The sequence below is a fragment of the Vibrio splendidus 12E03 genome, from assembly GCF_000272105.2.
In the GTDB taxonomy this organism is placed as follows: domain Bacteria; phylum Pseudomonadota; class Gammaproteobacteria; order Enterobacterales; family Vibrionaceae; genus Vibrio; species Vibrio splendidus_I.
The window spans coordinates 1-1,118 of sequence record NZ_AJZD02000146.1; the positions used below are offsets into that span (position 1 = coordinate 1).

Annotated in this window: 2 protein-coding genes; both read right to left on the reverse strand. The window is 36.9% G+C overall.

Annotation, left to right across the window (positions count from 1 at the left end):
• Positions 1-221: 221 nt before the first annotated feature.
• Entirely contained in the window at positions 222-584 is a 363-nt protein-coding gene (locus tag A142_RS11065) for a hypothetical protein (protein WP_019824385.1), read from the reverse strand.
• A gap of 107 nt (positions 585-691) precedes the next feature.
• Complete coding sequence (locus A142_RS11070) at positions 692-970, reverse strand: hypothetical protein (RefSeq protein WP_017097000.1); 279 nt, start codon at positions 968-970, stop codon at positions 692-694.
• Between the last annotated feature and the right edge of the window lie 148 nt (positions 971-1,118).

A 1,118-nucleotide genomic window follows, 5' to 3' on the forward strand; every position in this document is an offset into this window, starting at 1 on the left:
ACTACTTGTGTATCTAGTGAAAAGTAAGTCGATGGCACGAGTGAAATTGATGTAAGTCTGCGATATGGTCGCAAAATACATGTCTTTCAATACGTGTTCTATATCGGCATTTTTAATTGATTGGTGCATAGAAGACCTCACATTAGGGTGCGCCTAATTCGCTGGCTAATGCCATACGAAATGGCGTTAGCAGCGGTGATCCGCTATTCAGATAGGTTAGTTTACTTTATACAAGCTAAAGCGTCATTTTCAGCCAACTCAACAGAAAAGTTACAACTTTTACATTCAGCAGTAAAAACGCCACTACGACTCAAATTAATCAAAGCATCACCGCCACAAATGCAAAGGGATTTCCCGATACAAGATAAGCCATTGGATGTCATTTCCTCAAAGTTAAAAGTTAATGCATCTTGAATATCAATCGAACTTTCTATCCAAGCTTCATTAACACAACACCAAATGTAAACATCATCATACGCAAAGGAGATATAAGCCCCTAATTTCATGTGATAATGTGTTGTTAATTTTGATGGTTTTGATTCAAATATAAAGTCTAAAGCACATGCAATTGATGAAGTGTTCATAGTCTTCCCCACATTGAATTAATAATTAAAATTGCTAATTCGTTTGGCCTAAGCCAGACAAACTGGCATAGACACGGAGTAGTTCCGCTATGAATATTGAGGTTAGTTTAGATGAACAAAGAAAAAATCTGTTCTTTAAAAAAAAGAGTAAGAACGGAAGCTAAGATAAACCACTGTAAGCGATCTAACTTACCTTCTAACTTATCAAAGCGTTTATCGACCTGGTCAAAACGCTTATTAGTATCAGACTTTAACTCTCGAACTGATTCTTTAAGATTATCAACCGATTCCTGAGTCGCGTAGTGATGCTCAAATTGCTTCATATGAAGCAATGCATCGACTAACTTATCAGCAGGGATCTGTACGGTTTCCATCTCTTTATCCATTATAGTCTCCTTACTCAGGAGAAGCGCCCATAGGGACGATTCCCTATGAGATAAAATTGGTTTGTGAACCAGATAAACTGATTGTCGCTATAAAATAGCCCACTACATGCGATATGCAGTAAACACAGTATTACAAATGTTTAGTATT

What these genes read in the sequence shown, in the direction of transcription:
- A142_RS11065 (WP_019824385.1), bottom strand. Translation starts at nt 584, where the DNA reads ATGAACACTTCATCAATTGCATGTGCTTTAGACTTTATATTTGAATCA.
- A142_RS11070 (WP_017097000.1), bottom strand. Translation starts at nt 970, where the DNA reads ATGGATAAAGAGATGGAAACCGTACAGATCCCTGCTGATAAGTTAGTC.